Origin of the sequence: Clostridium sp. AF19-22AC, assembly GCF_003479085.1 — a bacterium.
Lineage (GTDB): Bacteria > Bacillota > Clostridia > Lachnospirales > Lachnospiraceae > Faecalicatena_A > Faecalicatena_A orotica.
Genome location: NZ_QUGN01000057.1, coordinates 1 through 1729 on the forward strand (window position 1 = coordinate 1; position 1729 = coordinate 1729).

The window sequence follows — 1729 nt, forward strand, 5'->3', positions numbered from 1 at the left end:
TGAACCGCTCCCCGTCAAGTAGACAATTAAAAAAATAAAATCTTTTCTGCCAACAGATATCTATCTGTTGGCAGTTTTTATGCTGCCTGTAAATATATTTCGTGTTTTTCCATTGGTGTCAGTACACCCAAATTCCTTTGTAATCGTTTGGTGTTGTAATACCCGATATATGTTTCTATCATTTCTACTACAGATTCCCTGCTCGTAAATCGTTTTCCATAATAACGTTCTCTTTTGATGATTCCCCAGAAGCCTTCCATTGGACCATTATCTATACATTTTGCTACTCTGGACATACTCTGGGTCATACCTGCTGCTTCTATCTTTGTATGAAATGCCCGGTTTGTATATTGGAAACCGCGGTCGCTATGAAAGATTGGATGTGCTTCTGGATTCTGTCTTACTGCCTCAGCAAAGGTATCAAATACAAGGGCATTATTATTGTTGTCCCGAATTACATAGGATACAATCCGTCTGTCATATAGATCGAGTATCGCACTAAGATAGACTTTATATTTGTCTGCTCCTATATAATAATGGAATTCGGTAACATCTGTGAGCCATTTTTGATTTGGCTTTTCTGCCTTAAATTCACGATTCAGGATATTTTCTGCGATATACTGAGGATTCTTTGCCTGTCTGGTACATCCATTGTCCGCATATTTAATTGTAGATTTGATTCCCAGCTTACGACATAATCTCAGAACGCGTTTATCATTTACCTTTTCATCATGATATCGTTCCAGGTCATCCCTGATCCTTCGGTATCCTTTATCTGGTGAATCGGTATGGATCTCTTCTATTTTTTTAGAAATAGATTTGTTCCGCTGTTCTTCCACTGGTGTTTTTCTGTTCAGCCATTTATAGTAGCCGGATCTTGAAACGCCGCCCAGCACACATAATTCCCGAATTGGATAATGATGTAATTCATGTTCTTCTTTTATTGCCCGATAGATCCACTCATATCGTACCAGGCTCAGCCCCGCCTCCTCTCGATTTCTTCGAGTTTTTTTAAGAAAGATATCTCCATTTCAGCCCGTTCTTTTTCTGCCTTTAATATTCGGTTCTCTGCACGCAGTCGTTCCAATTCACTCATTTCATCCAGCTGTTTCCGTTTTCCACGATTGTCCTTGAGGGCATCGACTCCTCCCGCTTCATATTTCACGGTATAGTTACGGGCCTGTTGATAGGAAACATTATATTTTCCAGCTGCTTCCTTGTAATTATAATCATGAGATATGCAGTACTGTACAATAGCAATACGCTCATCAAATGTTGTTTTTCGTCCTTTGGTCATGATAAGGGTTCCTCCCGTTCCAGAAGATTTTAACTTTTCATGACCATTATACTTCGTAATCCAGCGTCTGAGTTGGGTATCTGAACGAATTTTGTATTTTTTTAATATTTCAGGAACAGTTAGTTCGTGAAATAAATAATCCTGAACAGCAGACCATTTTGTTTCCCTAGAATAGTGTGTACTTTGTGAGCCTGTTCTTAGGCCCTCCCAACCAAAGGTATCATAGAGCCTTTTCCATGTCTTTAAAGATCCCTGATTGATTTGATAACGGCTACATATTTCTCTAAAACCATAGACTCCATCCATATATTCCGTTAGTATCCTTGCTTTTTCTTCATATGTAAACTTGTGTTTAAAAGCCATAAAAATAGCCCCCTTCTAAGCAAACAAGTTTTTATTATTTCACTTGTCTACCTAGAAGGGAGCATATCA

Annotated in this window: 2 protein-coding genes; both read right to left on the minus strand. The window is 38.6% G+C overall.

The genetic code is table 11. The features are described from left to right. Nucleotides 1-77: 77 nt before the first annotated feature. Nucleotides 78-1022, minus strand: coding sequence for an IS3 family transposase (locus tag DWX43_RS26715; RefSeq protein ID WP_330582331.1), 945 nt, complete (start codon nt 1020-1022; stop codon nt 78-80). After that, a complete protein-coding gene (locus DWX43_RS26720; RefSeq protein ID WP_118623110.1) occupies nt 977-1660 on the minus strand; it encodes a helix-turn-helix domain-containing protein in 684 nt (227 codons plus the stop codon). The genes DWX43_RS26715 and DWX43_RS26720 overlap by 46 nt, the downstream gene beginning before the upstream one ends. Nucleotides 1661-1729: the final 69 nt, after the last annotated feature.

Coding starts and splice junctions, on each gene's coding strand:
- DWX43_RS26720 (WP_118623110.1), bottom strand. CDS start 1,660: ATGGCTTTTAAACACAAGTTTACATATGAAGAAAAAGCAAGGATACTA.